The organism is Rheinheimera sp. (genome assembly GCF_037442525.1).
In the GTDB taxonomy this organism is placed as follows: domain Bacteria; phylum Pseudomonadota; class Gammaproteobacteria; order Enterobacterales; family Alteromonadaceae; genus Pararheinheimera.
Genome location: NZ_JBBIQD010000009.1, coordinates 87,039 through 102,955, shown reverse-complemented (window position 1 = coordinate 102,955; position 15,917 = coordinate 87,039). Strand labels below are relative to the sequence as shown.

At 50.2% G+C, this 15,917-nt stretch carries 12 protein-coding genes; 4 read left to right on the top strand and 8 right to left on the bottom strand.

From position 1 onward, the window contains the following. Positions 1–40: 40 nt before the first annotated feature. From WKJ03_RS13555 to WKJ03_RS13540, 4 genes are all read left to right on the top strand, one after another. Entirely contained in the window at positions 41–1,489 is a 1,449-nt protein-coding gene (locus WKJ03_RS13555) for a YdiU family protein (RefSeq protein ID WP_337842755.1), read from the top strand. 4 nt (positions 1,490–1,493) lie between these two features. Further along, on the top strand, positions 1,494–1,808 hold the full coding sequence (locus WKJ03_RS13550) for a DUF3630 family protein (protein ID WP_337842754.1): 315 nt from the start codon (positions 1,494–1,496) through the stop codon (positions 1,806–1,808). Further along, complete coding sequence (locus WKJ03_RS13545) at positions 1,809–4,694, top strand: EAL domain-containing protein (protein ID WP_337842753.1); 2,886 nt, start codon at positions 1,809–1,811, stop codon at positions 4,692–4,694. 178 nt (positions 4,695–4,872) lie between these two features. Continuing rightward, entirely contained in the window at positions 4,873–5,511 is a 639-nt protein-coding gene (locus tag WKJ03_RS13540; RefSeq protein WP_337842752.1) for a YkgJ family cysteine cluster protein, read from the top strand. Between the two features lie 26 nt (positions 5,512–5,537). Here WKJ03_RS13540 and WKJ03_RS13535 read toward each other — a convergent pair whose 3' ends face one another. From WKJ03_RS13535 to WKJ03_RS13500, 8 genes are all read right to left on the bottom strand, one after another. Continuing rightward, positions 5,538–6,347, bottom strand: coding sequence for a hypothetical protein (locus WKJ03_RS13535; protein ID WP_337842751.1), 810 nt, complete (start codon positions 6,345–6,347; stop codon positions 5,538–5,540). Positions 6,348–6,531: 184 nt separating this feature from the next. Further along, positions 6,532–8,619, bottom strand: a complete 2,088-nt coding sequence (locus tag WKJ03_RS13530; protein ID WP_337842750.1) for a peptidase domain-containing ABC transporter — start codon at positions 8,617–8,619, stop codon at positions 6,532–6,534. A gap of 496 nt (positions 8,620–9,115) precedes the next feature. Then, positions 9,116–9,433: a hypothetical protein gene (locus WKJ03_RS13525; protein WP_337842749.1), complete on the bottom strand. Its 318-nt coding sequence runs from the start codon at positions 9,431–9,433 to the stop codon at positions 9,116–9,118. 65 nt (positions 9,434–9,498) lie between these two features. Continuing rightward, the gene (locus WKJ03_RS13520) at positions 9,499–10,245 is read right to left on the bottom strand and encodes a nucleotidyltransferase domain-containing protein (RefSeq protein ID WP_337842748.1); all 747 of its coding nucleotides are present in this window, start codon (positions 10,243–10,245) and stop codon (positions 9,499–9,501) included. A 249-nt stretch (positions 10,246–10,494) separates the two neighbouring features. Continuing rightward, positions 10,495–11,742: an HlyD family efflux transporter periplasmic adaptor subunit gene (locus WKJ03_RS13515; protein ID WP_337842747.1), complete on the bottom strand. Its 1,248-nt coding sequence runs from the start codon at positions 11,740–11,742 to the stop codon at positions 10,495–10,497. 342 nt (positions 11,743–12,084) lie between these two features. Further along, entirely contained in the window at positions 12,085–12,492 is a 408-nt protein-coding gene (locus WKJ03_RS13510; protein ID WP_337842746.1) for a hypothetical protein, read from the bottom strand. A 25-nt stretch (positions 12,493–12,517) separates the two neighbouring features. Next, a complete protein-coding gene (locus tag WKJ03_RS13505) occupies positions 12,518–13,924 on the bottom strand; it encodes a sigma-54 dependent transcriptional regulator (protein WP_337842745.1) in 1,407 nt (468 codons plus the stop codon). Further along, a complete protein-coding gene (locus tag WKJ03_RS13500) occupies positions 13,914–15,785 on the bottom strand; it encodes an ATP-binding protein (protein WP_337842744.1) in 1,872 nt (623 codons plus the stop codon). The genes WKJ03_RS13505 and WKJ03_RS13500 overlap by 11 nt, the downstream gene beginning before the upstream one ends. Positions 15,786–15,917: the final 132 nt, after the last annotated feature.

Below are 15,917 nucleotides of genomic sequence, written 5' to 3'. Positions count from 1 at the left end.
CAGCAGCGAGACAATACAAAGCCTTGAGCGGGAGAAACCAATGCCTGTGCAGTTACAAAATACCTTTACCGAACAGCTGGGCGATTTAGGCAGCCCTGTGGCAGTGACGCCTTTTGCCGACCCCAGGTTGCTGTTACACAGCCCTGAAACCGCCAGCTTGTTAGGTTTTTCCGCCGATTTCTTTTTACAGCCAGACGCCGCCGATTATCTGTCAGGAAAGAAGCTGCTGCCCGGCAGTCAGCCTTTTGCGCAGAAATACACAGGCCACCAATTCGGCCAGTACAACCCGGATTTGGGCGATGGCCGGGGTTTATTATTGGGTGATGTGCAAGGCTCGGACGGCCAGCGTTATGAGCTGCATTTAAAAGGCGCAGGCCGCACGCCTTATTCGCGTTTTGGTGATGGCCGGGCCGTGTTGCGTTCCAGTATCCGAGAGTTTTTAGCGTCCGAAGCGATGCACCACCTGGGTATTCCAACCAGCAGGGCTCTAAGCCTGGTCGGCAGCACTGAAGCTGTGCAACGCGAAACCACAGAACAAGGCGCCATGATGATTCGGGTTTGCCCCAGCCATATCCGCTTTGGCCATTTTGAGTACTGCTTTTACCAGGGCGGCGAACAGGCGCTGCAGCGGCTGGTCGATTTTTGCATCCACCAGTATTTTCCGGCCTGCGCAGAGGCCAGTAACCCGGCCCAGGCACTGCTGCAGCAGATTGTGTTGCGCACTGCCCGTTTAATAGCGCAGTGGCAGGCGGTAGGGTTTAACCATGGCGTGATGAATACCGACAATATGTCAATTCTCGGCATCACCTTCGACTATGGTCCTTACGCCTTTTTAGACGACTATCAACCTGGTTATATCTGCAACCACTCGGATCACAGCGGCCGTTATGCCTTTGACGAACAACCCGGTGTGGCGCTGTGGAACCTGAACGCGCTGGCCCATGCCTTTTCGCCTTTGGTGCCGGCGGATGCGCTGCGCCAGACCTTAAGCCTTTACGAAGCTGAACTGGTCAGCTGTTATATGCAACTGATGGCGAAGAAACTCGGATTGGACAGTTACCGTGAAACAGACCGGGCCCTGATAGGCCGCTGGCTGGCATTGCTGCAAAGCCAACAGCAGGACTACAGCCTGTCGATGCGCCGCTTGGCTCAGTTTAGTGCCGACAGCCAGGCCACAGTGCTGCGTGACCATATGCTGGATACCGCTGCTTTTGATCAATGGGCCAATGACTACAGGGCGCGGCTGACGGACAATGCCCTGGCGGAGGCGGCCAGAGTGCAGCAAATTGAACAACACAATCCGCTTTATGTGCTGCGCAACTACCTGGCTCAACAGGCCATCAGCGCGGCTGAACAAGGCAACAGTCAGCCGCTGGCTGAGCTTTTTACTGTGCTGAAACAGCCCTACACCGAACAACCGGGCAAAGCGGCTTTCGCCGCCCCGCCCCCCGACTGGGGCAAGTCGATGGAAATTTCTTGCAGTAGTTAACCCCATGAGAAAAAACAGTTTTATTGTGCAATACCCGCAGTTAAATGCACAGATTTACCTGACACCTTTACAGCCACTGCGGTTCGAACACTGGCTGCAGTGCAAAGCCTGGTTCGCTGGCACTGCCATCAGCCCTCTTGAGCTGCAGTACGGTGCTGATTTGATCGAACTGCAACTGCGTTATGCAGGTGAAGCTTTTACCCTGCATTACGAAGATAACAGCGAAAGCTGTTGGGTCAGCGCTGACAGTGCGGCAGCAGCCATGCTATTGTCTGAATTAGCCAATCTATTCAGACAGTTGGAACTGACGGGGTTTTAATTGAACAAAAGCTGGGTCGTATTTTTCAGCCTGTTAGCAGGGCTAGCGCTGGTATCACCCTGTCAGGCTTTTTTTGCCGAGCTGACCAGGTTTGACAAACAGCAGCCCCAGCTGGACCTGAGCCCTAGCCTCTACATGCAACAAACCGACACGGAAACCCGGCTGGAAGAGCTGGTGTCGGATCCGGAGCGGCACCACGGTTTTCGGCTATTGAGTGAAACCGGCCTGAGCCAAATCAACACCCAACAGGCGGTCTGGTTATTTGCCCGGCTGGCCTATCAGGGCCAAAGCCCGGCTGACACCATTCTGCACTACGACTTTCCGCTGGCCGATCAGGTCGAAGTCTACAGTTATGACCGCAGCCGCAATGAAATTCAGTTGTTGCACCGCACCGGCTCACAAGTGCCCTTTCTGGAGCGGGGGCTGCCTTACCGTAGTTTTGCTTTTGCTTTTCATTTTGAACCCGGCCAGGAAGTGGATGTGTTTATCCGCGTGCTGGACGCAGGCATAGTGCCGCTGCAACTGGTGCTTTGGCAACAACAGGATTTTGTGCTGGATCAGCTGTACAAAAACATTCTGGACGGCTTGTTGTGTGGTGTATTGCTGCTGATGGCCTTTTATAAATTGTTTCTGTTTGCCGCCAGCCGCGAAGCCATTTATCTGTATTTTTCCGGTTTCTTTTTTGGCAGTGCTTTGGTACTGGCCATTCTGAATGGTCTGGCTTTTGCGCTGTTATGGCCTGGTTATCCGGAAATTAACCAGGCCATATTGTACGTCGCCACAGGTGGCACACTGGCCTGTTTAAGCCTGTTCAGCTGGGCGGTCATCCAGAAACCGCAGTTTTTGCTGGGCCGTTTCAGTTTCGCTTTATGCCTGTGCAGCGCTATGTTGTTGCTGTTCAGCCCGCTGTATTTATCGAATACCGACAGGTACTGGCTACTGCTGGCCAGCGTTGGTTTTTCTGTGCTGGTGAATCTGTGTTTTGCCTGCTGGTATGCACTGCGTGGAGGCCGTGCCGCTCAGGCCTTTGCACTTGGCTGGTTTTTATTTTTTGGCTGTATTTTATTGCTGGCGCTGTCGCAAACCGGTTACCTGCCGGCCAAACAATCCTGGCAGGCTCTGTTACTGATGGCCGTCACCGGCAGTATGGCGCTGATGAGTTATAACCTGCTGAAGCAGCAACGGGATCTGCAAGTTGCCCCTGTGCTCAACCCGCAACTCAGACAACTGCAGCAATACCATGATATTTTCCACAACGCCGTGGAGGGAATGTTCACCTCCACCACCGATGGTCAATTGATCAATGCCAACAGTGCCTTGCTGAGAATCCTGGGGTACGACTCATTGGCGCAGATGAAAGCCGATGTCAGCCGCAGCAGTATGAGCCGCTATTATGCCAACCCGGCCGACCGGCAACGTATGCTGCAACAACTGCAGCATGACGGTAATAAGAACTTTGAAATTAAAGGTTTGCGGGCTGATGGCACCCCTTTTTGGGCACTGATGTCTGCACGTTTGTCTGTGCACGACCAAGACCAGACGCCTTACGTGCATGGCTCCATCATTGATATCACCGAACAGAAACGGAATACAGAGCAGCTGGATTATCTGGCCAACCATGACAGCCTCACCTCGCAATACAACAGGCACTACCTGATGGGGCAACTGCAGCTGCAGCTGGGGCAACCCTCCAGTGCAGTGCTGCTCTATCTGGACATTGACCAGTTTAAGCTGGTCAACACCACCTGTGACCATACCGCAGGTGATGCCCTGCTTTGTCAGCTCAGTAACCAACTGCTGCGGGTATTGGCCGGGCGTGGCGTGCTGGCCCGGCTGGAGAGCGACGAATTTGCGGTATTGTTGCCAGGCCAAAACAGCCAACAGGCCTTTGCAGTGGCTTATCAGTTGCTGGATAGCGCCAAAGAATACCGTTTTATCTGGCAGGACAGCGTCTTTAACGTCAGCCTGAGTATTGGCATGGCGGAAAAACTGCCGGATGAAGCCAATGTGGAACATTGGCTGAAACGCGCGGACGCCGCCAGCTTTGTTGCCAAAGAAAAAGGCCGTAACCGTATTCATTTATTTAATCCGGACGATGATGAGCTGAAAAAGCACCAAAAAGAGGTGTTATGGCTGAAACAGCTGCGCCAGGCGCTGGCACAGGATCAGTTTGTCTTGTATAGCCAGCAGGTGCAGGCGCTGCAACATCAGGACAAAGGCCTGCATTATGAATTGCTGCTGCGCATGCAACTGGAGGATGGCAGCCTGATCCCACCCGGCAGTTTTTTAACTTCGGCCGAACGCTACGGCCTGATGCCACAAATTGACCGTTGGGTGCTGAAACAGTATTTCCGCTGGTTGTGCAGCCAGCCGGCACATCTGGAGCAGTTGTGGCTCTGCAATATCAACCTGTCCGGCGCTTCCTTAACCGACCCTTTGTTTAAAGCCTATGTGCTGGAACTCTTTCAGAGTTACCGCATTCCGTACCATAAAATTTGCTTTGAAGTTACCGAAAGCATGGCCATCCTGAACCTGCAGCATACGCTGGATTTTATGGCCAGCCTGCGCGCCTGCGGCTGCCGTTTTGCCCTGGACGACTTTGGCTCAGGTTTTTCTTCTTACTCCTACCTGAAAAACCTGCCGGTCGATTTCATCAAAATTGACGGCAACTTTGTGCGTGACCTGCTGCAAGATCCCTTTGATCGTGCCATAGTGCAATCCATTCATGACATAGCCACAGTCATGGATATTCAGACAGTGGCTGAGTTTGTGGAAAGCCAGGAAATAGCTAAACATCTGACCGATATGGGAATTAACTTCGGTCAGGGCTATGGCATCGCCAAACCCCAGCCTTTGTACACAAACGACAAGGCCCCCTCAGGGTAGATTGGCGTTGCAGCGTGGCGACAAGCCTATGTGACTGGGGCGAGCTGGAGTTGTCAATAAAGCTGCAGCGCCAGGAACGACGGGGGAAGTATATTTTCAATGCCCTCTTGCGGCCTAGAATTCGCCCTCATTACAATAGCGCCCACCCCAGTTCCGGGGTCCTTTCTTCGGAGAATTTATGCAGCGGCTGCGTGGTTTAGCGGAGCAGCTCGGCGTTGTGTACCAGCAGATCAGTGACACCTACAGCACTTATCAGCGTCAGCGCGAGTTGTTTTGTCGTAGTGGTTGTGGTGAATGTTGTCTGCACCCCGGTATTGAAGCCTCGGTGCTGGAAATGCTGCCGCTGGCAATCAGGTTGTATGACGAAGGCACAGCAGAACAAACGCTGGAAGCCTTACAACAACATGAAAAACCAGGTTGTTTTTTTTATCAGCGCTTTTCCGAAGACGGTAAACAAGGCCAGTGTGGTGTGTACCAGCAGCGTCCGGCTATTTGCCGATTATTTGGCGCTGCCGGTTATACAGGCCGTGAAGGCCAGGTGGAGCTGTCGGTTTGCAAAGTGATTAAAGCTGACCACCCACAGGCCTTAAAAGACAGCCTGATTGCGCTGGAGTCCGACCCTCCGCCTATGATCCGCAACGGCAAAGAGCAGGTGCGGCAAATCGATTACGAGCTGGGTGGCCGCAACCTGCCTATCAACGAAGCCATGGTGCAGGCGCTGGAAAAAGTGCTGTTTGAAGGCTATTACGCCAGTATGGCCGAACCTGAACCTGTGATCCCTTTGGACGACCCGCTGGATTACGCCAGGCCGGCCTGATTGATTTCGTCATAAAAAAGCAGCCTTCAGGCTGCTTTTTTTGGTTCCTTTTCCGGTGCAACAGCTGTTGCTGTATCAGCAGCTTTGCCCGACTCAGGCGCGCTTGCAGCAAGCTTCGCGGCAGGTACTGGCACCGCCTTTTTTAGTGGCACAAAAGCGGCCACATTGGCATGAGGGATCAACATCACCTGCTTTTCGTGATACAACACCAAATAGCCACTGGTGCGGCTAATCAGCTGTACCGGCTGTAGCATCCGGGTTTCCTTGCCACCTGGGTTCATAGGGTAAATCAGGCTCAGGCTGAATTCAGGGCTGACTTTGTCCTGGATATCCTGATAAATCTGCTGAGCTGCAACCAAACCTGAAAAGTAAAGATAAGCCATACCACCGAAGACAGCTGACAGCCACATGGGTATCCACCTGGTCATGCGTTGGTTCCATTCCATGGCCCAGGCATAGCAGGCCCACCACTGGCGGCATTTTTTATCCAGCACAATCAGCGAGAAATACAGCAGGAAAAATAACGCTGATATCACCAGAGAACGGGGATTCACGATGGCGGCAAGTAAAAAATCCGTCAGTTCCAGGTAAGGCAAAATACTGAAATCAAAACGGCTGAGCAGCTCAACGGTTAAAAACAACCCCAATGAACTTGCCAATAAATAGAATAAGGTGAGCGCCAGGCTGGGATGCTTCAGCAACAGGTGCCGGCTAAAACCGAGCATATTTTTCAGACTTTGTTCAGCCCGAACTGAATGCGGGTAAAGTGGCTGCTCATCCGGCAGGTTTTCAGCAGATGCCACCGCTGAGTTTTCGGCTAATTGAACTTCTGACACCTGAGTTTCCAATCCTTGTTCACTGTGAACTGTACTTTAATGGATTGGCTGCTTAAGTGACAAATTTTTAACTTTCAGCCTGATTTTCTTTGTCACCACTGATGAGTCCGCTTCGCCCACGCTGCTGCAGCAGTTGCCGCTGCACCTAGTTGAAGCCAACAATGCAGTGCGCTGTCGCACCCGCTTAAGCCGTTTTTGCCATCATCTGCTGCTTATACGCCAAAGTCACATCGGTGAGCTGGCCCTGCTGCAACTGAATAATACGGTCGGCATTTAAAATGGTTTGAGGCCTATGGGCAATAATTATGCGTGTCATCGGCAACTTACTGATGGCTTCATTCACATAATGCTCCAGCTGAATATCCAAATGGCTGGTAGCTTCGTCCATAAACAGAATTTTTGGCTGGCGGTATAAAGCGCGGGCTAATAACACCCGTTGTTTCTGACCGCCAGATAAACTGCTGCCCATATCGCCAATTAACGCGTTGTAGCCCATTTGCATAGCGGTGATATCCTGATGAATACCAGACAACTGAGCACAGGCCATCACTTTTTGCATATCCATTTGGCTGTCAAAAAAGCTAATATTTTCTGCCAGCGTGCCCGACATCAAGGCATCTTCCTGCATCACAGCTGCTATTTGCTGGCGGTAATGCCGTAAGCCCAAATGCCGAATATCCACCCCATCGGCTTCTACTTTGCCTGCTTCTAATGGCAATAAGCCCAACATCAGTTTTAACAAAGTGGTTTTGCCGGTGCCTGAAGGGCCAATAATAGCCACAGTTTCGCCCGCTTTAACTTCAAGATTTAAGCCGCTAAATAACAAAGGGTCGTTACTGGCATAACGAAAGGCCACGTCTTTTAAACTAAAAGCACCGCTGATATCCCGTTGCTGCGCGGTTTCGCCTTCCTGCTCTTTTTCTGTCAGCGCTATATCAGCCAAACGATCTAAGTGCAACCGGGTCATTTTAATGGCAATCACTTTATCAATAAGTGCTGCCATACGGCTGGTGAACTGGTTTTTGTAAGCCATAAACGCAAACAACATACCCACACTGATGCTGCCGTCCAATACAGCCCAGGCAGCCAGATACACCACCAGCGTGTTTTCAACACCAAACAGTAGCTGGTTAATAGTGCTGTAAGAGATTTGCCATTTACCCAGCCGGTAGTTTTGGTTGACTGCATCGGCATAACGGTTTTGCCAGATATTTAAGCGCTGGCTTTGCTGGCCAAACAACTTAATGCTTTGCATGCCACGCACTGTTTCCATAAAGTTGCTTTGCTCTTTGGCGCTGGCCACTATGCTGGCTTCAGTACGCTGCTGCAAAGGACGGTACAAAATGGCGCGAATAAGGGCGTAAATTACCACGGCGGTCAGCACCACCATGCTCAGTTGTGGGCTGTATAAATACATCATCACTAATACAGTAATAGCCATGACGCCATCGATCACACCTTCCACCAGGCTGGTGGTTAATAGCTCTCGCACTGAATTGAGTGAACCAAAACGCGAGACAATATCGCCCATATGGCGTTTTTCAAAAAAGCTCAGCGGTAAATGCAATAAATGCCGGAATAAATTGGTAGCCATTTGCAGGCTCATTACAGAACCTAAATGCAACACAACCCAACCTCTTAAGGTTTGGGTCAGGGTTTGTACCAGCATCAATAAACCAAAACCTAAAGCCAGCACCACCAACAGCGGCGTATCGTGGCTGACTAAAACTTCATCCACCACCAGCTGAGTGTAATAAGGTGCAGCCAATACGAAAAGCTGTAACAACAAAGACAAAATAAACAGCTTAACAAGGGACGGCAGCAGGCCCTGCACCTTGCTCCAAAAAGCCGTAAGGCCCAACTTAACCCGTTCATCAATTTTTTGAAATTCAGTAGTGGGGCTAAGCTCCAATGCCACGCCGGTAAAGGATTTGTCCACATCAGCCAAGGCAACAACACGCTCCCCCATCGCAGGGTCAAGAATGGTAATGCCTGTGTTACTAACTTTTTTCAGTACGACAAAATGGTTCATATCCCAATGCAAAATGCAGGGCAGGCGCAGGTTTTTTAAATCGGCCAAATCCAGTTTTAAGGCACGGGGCGCCAACCCCAACTGACCAGCAAGTTGCATTAACTGCTGCAAGTTAGCGCCTTTTAGCGATACGCTATAGCGGTTACGTAAGGTGGTCAGATCAAGTTGATGACCATAATCATTGGCCACCATAGCCATACAGGCTAAACCACATTCAGCGGCTTCGGATTGGTAAATCATGTTAATTCACTTGCTTAAAAAGACAGCAACCTTGTAAGAGGCAATTCAAAGTAAAACCATTTTTATCTACTTTTTAAAACAAATTACAAGCCCTTGAGCAATTATTGCAAAAAAGGATATATAGACCCAAGAAGCAAAATGCTGTAGAAAAATATAAGAGAAATACAAATAGAAAACTAAGCTTACTATTACATAGAAAAATACCTTACCGAGCAGAAGGGATAGAAAAGATGAATCATGTTTAAATGAACGACCTGACTCAAGCTCAGTTCTAATCTGAAGCAGAAATGAACAAGAAAAGACAACCCCTCCTCCCACGACAGAATGAAGTAATGCGTCATCAAACCCATTATCATAAACATACAAAATGCAAAATAAAATCTGAGAAAAAAACAAAAATATAGATATCAGGTAATAGTTTTTATATATATTCAAGATCACCACCATTTATGGCATATCATTTGATATGCCACAAAGTTGTTATTTAAGTTCAGCTCTAGCTGAAAAAGTAGTCACCAATTGCACTACCAATGCCGCCGCCAAATACACCACCAAGTCCTTGACCGTAACTTCTGCCAATAGCGCCACCAATAGCTACTCCAGCGATAGTGCCTACCGGACCGAATACAGAACCTATAGCCCCACCAATGAACTGCCCTGCAGCAACGCCCCCCACAGTGCCAGCGACAACGCCAACTGTGCCACCAATAACAGCACCTGTATTTCCTGCTCCAGAAACATTACTAATTTCATCCACTGTCAGTTCTTTAATTCTGCAATTCATAAATAATAACACCTTATTAGATGGACGCATCACCATTAATGCGCAAGAAAAAAGTATCATTATTAGAACAAAATAGAACCTGTACCAAGGTACAGTTATACAATATCAGAATGATATCTTTCATTAGTTTCCCAATCAAAAGATACAAGACCACTCATAACAACCTTAATTCGTTCGCAAAATCTAACACAGTCAAAATCATTCAAAAACTCATCAAGAGAAGAATGTAAACCCAGCCTAAATTTAGCGTATTTTTCATTCATAACTTTCGATTTCAAACGTTCATTATAGTTAACCCAATCATTATGCTTATATAGAATCAAATCCTCACAAGATCTTACAACCTTTGAAGACCACAATATTTTCTCCACTTTGGTTTCACCAACATATTTAGATAAACTACCATCATTAAGATAGTTAACGAGCCCAACCCTAACCATCTCTATCCTGCTATCGCTATATCCCCTCGGGCCCTTAGCAATAAAATAACCGGCTTTCTCTTTTAGATAGTTACCAAGCCCAAATTTATCAAAAAGCACTACCGACATATCAAAGCTAATAGGAAAATATGGATGCCCTGCGAGTTGAGAGTCGGATAAAAAATTAATGGCCTGTATTGAAGGCATTATGGCGACTTGCATGTGGAAACCATTAATTATTTTTTGAACCCTTATACCACGTTCATATCCATCATCTAACAATATAACATCAACATCCGAACGTTCCGTAGCAGTTCCTGTCGCATACGATCCATACAATATAATGCTGTTAATAGACACGCCATATAATGAACAAAAAACTTTAATTGCATCACGCACAGCTTCATTTCTATCAATCACCACTAAGAGACTCCTTTTTTAATTCATTAAAAAGTAGAGATATGAGCTGAATTCTATTTTCTACTCCATGTTTTTTATACAAATTGGTGCAGTGAAACTTTATAGTTCTTTCGGTCAAATACATTTTCTTCGCGATCTCTTTATTCGAGAAGCCATCTAAAATCATAAAAAGGACCTGCGTCTCTCGAAAGCTAACTTTAGCTTGCAAATCAATATTTGTGCTCGACATATACAACCAGTATTAGGTGATTCTCACAGTCGCCCTTTCAGGCTGAAGATAGGCTCAAACAACCAGGCCATCAGGCTGCGTTGTTCCAGCACTATATCTGCGCTTAACAACATGCCCGATTGCAGCGGAACATTGTGGTTAAAGGCGCGGATTTGTTGTGACTCCAGTTGCACCTCAACGCGGTACACTGGTTCTTGCACGGCGACAGGCATATCCACTTCATTTGGAAGCACGATAGCCTGCGCCGTTTTTATCACTTGCCCCTGATAACTGCCAAAACGTTGGTACGGAAAGGCATCAAAACGTAACCGTGCCTGTTGCCCAGGTTGAACAAAACCATAAGCTCTGGTTGGCACCAATAACACCGCTAATAATTCCGCCTGCTCCGGCAAAATTGTCAGTAACGGTACTGCTGCGCTAATGCTATTGCCCAGTTCCGCCACTAAATTGGTCACACGCCCTGCCACCGGAGCTGTTAGCACTAACTCGCCACGAGCCTGCAATTCAGTTTTTTGCTGCTGTAATTTTGATAACTCTGCGGCCAGCACGGCCTGCTGTTGCTGCTGTTCCAGCGGTAAACGTGCCAGTTGCCCCTGAATTTGTTGCACCAGGTTCAGCTGAGCCTGCTCACTGGCATTTTGTTCTGCCAGCAGTTGTTGCAGGTTCAGCAATAGCTCTTTTTGGTTGTCCAGTTCCCCTTGAGTCAAAGCCCCCTGTTCACTGATGGCCCGGTAGTCGGCATAACGTTTTTGGTTTAGCTGCAACCGCTGCTGCAGCATTTGCTGTTGTTTGTTAATTTCGCGGATCAATTGCTCGCTGGATGCAAAACGGGAGTGCAGCTCGGCCTGTTGCTGTTGGTATTGCCGCTCACTTTGCTGCTGGCGTTGCTGTAGTAACAGCTCTTGCTGAACTAAAGATTCAAGCAGGCGTGCTGTCAGGCTTTGGCCTTCAGCCAGTTGGTCCTGCACAGAAATTTTTAACAATTTCTGCCCGGCGTCTACCTGTTGCCCGTCTTCAATATACACAGCACTGACCACCCCAGTGCGGGGCGCAGTGACTTTGGCCAAACCTGTGCTGGGTTTCAAATAACCTGAGACTGTTTCTTTGCGGTCAAACGAGGCACAGAACAGAAACAGTACCAGGACAGTCACAACAGCGAGCAAAGCAGCGGTCAACAAACTGGACGAGACTGGTTGGGCAATCACCACCTCACCATCGAGGCGGGCAGACTGATGCTTAATAGCTGACTGACGAAACAATCCTTGTGACACAACCACTCCAATGCAACAAAAAGACAAACCAAAACAGGTAAATAAGTTGCCAAAAACAAAATATCACTAACAAAAAAAAACACTTCAAGAACTTTTTTACCTTTTACAGCAATAAATTACATAAAACAGTGATTATATTGGGATTATTTTTCGCGTTGACTTAATTTTAACCAGCACCAACTTATTGATATAAATTGCATTTTTATTACAGAACATAAATTAATCGACACTCAACGAAAAAAAAGACTAAGACATTGATTTATAAAAATCATAGAAGCGGGAACGACCACTGAGAATGGCTCAGGCAGGCTGCTTAAAAACTAAAAACCGACCAAAGGCTAGTTAGCTTCGAGGCAGCCCCTGACGCTGCTGCAGCAGTTGCCGCGCATAGCTGGTGGCGGTGTCGATATGACCAAAATACAAGGGCTTATGGCTGTTGTCGTATTTAAAATCCAGCAGTTGTTGCTGCACGTCGTTTAAGCCAACAAAACAGCGCAGCACACAACCATGCTGGTCTTCCCAGGCGATAAACTGCTGCATTTGCGCCAGTGCATCCGGGGTAGCCAGCGTCCAGTGCTGCATATCCATCACCCGCACCCAGGCTTTGTCGCCAAAGCCCTGCACCTGTTGCTGTACCTGCCGGATCAGCTCTGTGGTTACGGCCTGGGTCCAGGCACCCTGGATCCGGCAAATCAGTACCTGTTGCTGCCATTTCAGTTGCAGCGCCTCTGATAATTCTTTGTCTGTCATAGGCTCCCCCTTCGGCTGGTGAAAGTTAATCGTCCACACCTGTATGGCTTAAACCATAACGTTCCAGTTTTTTTAATAAACCCTGACGGGAAATGCCCAAAGTACGGGCCGCCTGGCTTTTATTGCCGGAATGCTGCTGCAAGGCCTGCTGGATTAAACGAATTTCCAGCGCTTTGACCTGTTCATCCAACCCACCCAATAAGGCGCTGTCCACCACTTCAGTGTCGGCGCCACCGCCCTGACTGTCCAGATGCAGCAACTGAATATCCGACAGCCGGATCACGCCCTGCTGGGCAATAGCCGCCACACTTTCCAGTGTATTTTTCAGCTCCCGCACATTGCCGGGCCAGTGTTTTTGCAAAAACCACTGCATAGCTCCGGTTTCCAGCGCAAAAGCCTGCCCTTGCTGCTCTTTCAGCTGTTCCAGGAAAAAGCGAATGAGCAGCGGAATATCTTCCCGCCGTTGGTCCAAGGCTACAGTTTCCATGGTGACGCCTTTAATCCGGTAGTACAGATCTTCGCGGAATTTGCCCTGCCGGACCAAATCGGGCAGGTTGGCGTTGGTGGCAGAAATCAGCCGGATATCAATATGTTGCATCTCGCGGCCACCCACAGGGTAATAGCTGCCTTCCTGCAACACCCGCAGCAGTTTCACTTGCATCGGCAGCGGCATTTCACCTATTTCATCGAGAAACAGGGTGCCACAGTCCGCCAGCTTCAGCAGGCCCTGGCGGTCTTTATCTGCCCCGGTAAAAGCCCCTTTGACATAACCAAACAGCTCACTTTCCAGCAATTCCGCCGGAATAGCACCGCAGTGCACCGACACAAAAGCTTTGTCTGCTCTGTTACTCAGTTGATGCAGCGCTTTGGAAATCACCTCTTTGCCGGTACCGGACGGCCCGGTCACCAGCACCCGCACCTCAGTGGGCGCAATACGCTGCACCAGGGTGCGGATACTTTCCATATGAGCGGAATGCCCGGCCAGGCTGGGTAATGGGCTACTGACCGGCGCGGCCTGACGCAATTGCTGCAGCTCTTTTTCCAGCTGATGTTTGGTGACAGCTCGTTTCACCACCACCGCCAGTAAATCCGGATCTATGGGCTTGGCGATAAAGTCCCAAGCCCCCTGACTGATGGCTTTTAAGGCTAAATCCCGCTCGGCATGGCCGGTCAGAATAATCACAGGCCGACTGGCCAGCTGTGGCACCAGGTTCAGCGTCTGCTGCGGGTCAAAATGCGGTGGCAGCGCTAAATCCAGCAAAATTAAATCGGCGTCAAACAGCCCCAGCTGAACCATAGCCTCATCCACACTGGCGGTGCTGACCACCTGATACCCCTGTTGCTGTAAAAACCGCTCGGCCAGCAGCCGGAACGCCGGTTCATCGTCCACGATCAGCACTTTGGCGGCTGCATCTTTGCCTTTAGCCAACATCGGCAGGCTCCTTAGGTAAACTGAATTCAAATGTCACAGCCCAGCCCAAATCAGCCCTGTGGCAAATCTGGCCCTGATGGGCGTCAATAATACGTTTAATAATGGCCAGGCCCAGGCCACTGCCGCCGGCCCTTTTGCTGATAAAAGGCCGGAACAGCTGGGCCGACACGGCCGGGTCCAGCGCTGGCCCGTTGTTATGCAGCCGCAGCCTGACCTGCCCCGGCAGTTCAAGTGCTTCGATGCAGAGCCTGGCATCCGGCTGGTTGCGTAAAAAGGCATGAGCATTGTCCAGCAGGTTCAGCAACACCTGCTGCAAGCGGTGCGGGTCGGCCCAAAGCCAGAGTTCAGCCGGAACCTGTAAACTCAGCTGCACCTGCTGCCAGTCCAGTTGCTGCAGCAGGCTTTCGATCAGAGGCCGCAGCGGCACCTGGCTATAATTCAGCTCCAGCCGGCCTGAGTACACCAGCATGTCGGAAATCAGCCGGTCTGCCCGCTTCAACTGCTGTTGAATATGGCCACGTAATTCAGAGTCAACACCGGCCGACGCCATCGAAATAATATTCAGCGGGTTGCGCAGTTCATGCGCCATTGAAGCCGCCAGCGCGCCCATTTCCACCAGATGTTGCGACGATAAACGCTGCTTTTCCGTGTCGGCCAGCTGCAGGCTTTGCTGCAGAGTGGCACAGCGGCTTTGCAGCAGGGACGCAAACACCTGCACCACCAGCCGCAGCCCTGGTGTCAGCTCCTCATCGCCCCTAACCAGACTCTGCCAGTGCCCCTGCTGCTGCGTCGCCGTCAGTCGCAAATCGCCGTCACCGGCCTGCACCCTGTCCAGTTGCACCAGCACGGCTTTTCCCAGTTGGCTGGTCAGCAGCTGCTGCGCCGTAGCAGCCAGCTCTTGCCAGTCAGCCGCGCTGGCCAGCTGCAACTGCCAGCGCTGCAAGATCTGTTGGTCCAGCCGGGCCCCCGGGTAAATCAGCCGCTCCGCCAGCCGGGCCACAGGCCGGTAACAAGCGGCGGTCAACAGCAACACCAGGCTGGAATACAACCAGAGTTGCCAGACGGGCACTGTCGCCAGCGTCTGCATCCCCAGCTGACCAAACACCGTACTGATCAGTGCTATGACCAGCAGCAACAGCAGGCTCATCACCAGCCAGAGCAAAGCCCGGTTGGCTATCGCATTGGCCGCCAGCATCTGATAACGCACCACCCCATACACCAGCAGTACCGGGTACGTGGGCAACAGCAGCATAGGGTACGGAAACCAGTCCAGACCAAAAGACGGGAACACGAAACTGGTGGCCAGCAGTAAACCCCAGCCACCCGCCAGAAACATGGCACCAATAGAGCGTTTTTTATTGCCACTGTGATGACGCCAGCCGTACCAAAGCACCGCATGAGCGGCAACGCCAAGCAGCACTGTGTACAGCAGGTTCAGCCAGCCGTAGCCGCTGAACACAAAGACCACAGGCAACACAGCACCGGGTACCAGTTCACTGGCCCCAAGACTCAGGCTGAGCAGGATCACCAGCACAGAGGTAAAATACAACCAGCCGATCGCCGCCGACAGTCGTTCCAGCCAGGGACTGTCCGGCGACCCCTGCCGCACAAACTGAATGGCAAAATGCAGGAAGAAGGTCGGCATCAAGGGGTTGGCCAGCAGCAGGCTGCTGCCAAGCACAGGTTGCTGATGCAACACAAAAATATGCCCCAGACACCAGAATGCCATCATGGCGCCAAAACCGGCCAGCCCAGCCAATAACCGCTGGTAGCGCGAATGCCACCATAACCAGCCAGCCATCAGTGCAGCACAGGCGGCCGTCAGCAGCATTATCAATTCAAAAACCAGTACCAGCCCCATCTAAATCGTCAACCTTATTGACATTCCGCTCCCTTTAAATCGTAAATCATGTTTACACTCATTTCAAACAACTTAAAAAACCAAATAAAAACAATAAATTAAATTTAGAAAAGTTTTGGCCTGATTTTCGCA

Coding starts and splice junctions, on each gene's coding strand:
- WKJ03_RS13555 (WP_337842755.1), top strand. CDS start 41: ATGCCTGTGCAGTTACAAAATACCTTTACCGAACAGCTGGGCGATTTA.
- WKJ03_RS13550 (WP_337842754.1), top strand. CDS start 1,494: ATGAGAAAAAACAGTTTTATTGTGCAATACCCGCAGTTAAATGCACAG.
- WKJ03_RS13540 (WP_337842752.1), top strand. CDS start 4,873: ATGCAGCGGCTGCGTGGTTTAGCGGAGCAGCTCGGCGTTGTGTACCAG.
- WKJ03_RS13530 (WP_337842750.1), bottom strand. CDS start 8,619: ATGATTTACCAATCCGAAGCCGCTGAATGTGGTTTAGCCTGTATGGCT.
- WKJ03_RS13525 (WP_337842749.1), bottom strand. CDS start 9,433: ATGCGTCCATCTAATAAGGTGTTATTATTTATGAATTGCAGAATTAAA.
- WKJ03_RS13510 (WP_337842746.1), bottom strand. CDS start 12,492: ATGACAGACAAAGAATTATCAGAGGCGCTGCAACTGAAATGGCAGCAA.
- WKJ03_RS13505 (WP_337842745.1), bottom strand. CDS start 13,924: ATGTTGGCTAAAGGCAAAGATGCAGCCGCCAAAGTGCTGATCGTGGAC.
- WKJ03_RS13500 (WP_337842744.1), bottom strand. CDS start 15,785: ATGGGGCTGGTACTGGTTTTTGAATTGATAATGCTGCTGACGGCCGCC.